The following is a 342-nucleotide window of genomic DNA, read 5'->3' as shown; positions in this document are numbered from 1 at the left end:
AAACATACCAGCTGGCAGTGAGTGCAGAAACAGCGAATGGGACACGCGATGTAACAGCAAGCAGCACAGGGACAAAGTACAGCAGCACGAATACATCGATTGCGCAGGTAAGCGCGGAAGGGCTGGTTACGGTTTCAGCAAGCGCAGCAATCGGCTATACAGCGGACATCCGCATTACAAACAACGGAATTACGAAGGTTGTAAAAGTAAAAGCGATTGACGTATCAGCAGGAGACAAGCCGACAAGCCTGAGTGTGCCGTCTGACCTGGTAGAGCTGAAGCGGAGTGAAACATACCAGCTGGCAGTGAGTGCAGAAACAGCGAATGGGACACGCGATGTAA

General features: G+C 51.5%; 1 protein-coding gene. It reads left to right on the top strand.

Features of this window, described 5'->3' with window-relative positions:
• Positions 1–342 (top strand): hypothetical protein (locus M3221_RS27145; protein WP_251274834.1); only part of this gene is annotated, 342 nt, incomplete at both ends.

Origin of the sequence: Domibacillus indicus (assembly GCF_023715895.1) — a bacterium.
In the GTDB taxonomy this organism is placed as follows: domain Bacteria; phylum Bacillota; class Bacilli; order Bacillales; family Domibacillaceae; genus Domibacillus; species Domibacillus indicus_A.
The sequence above is the reverse complement of the archived record's forward strand: the minus strand, read 5'-3'. Positions and strand labels throughout refer to the sequence as shown.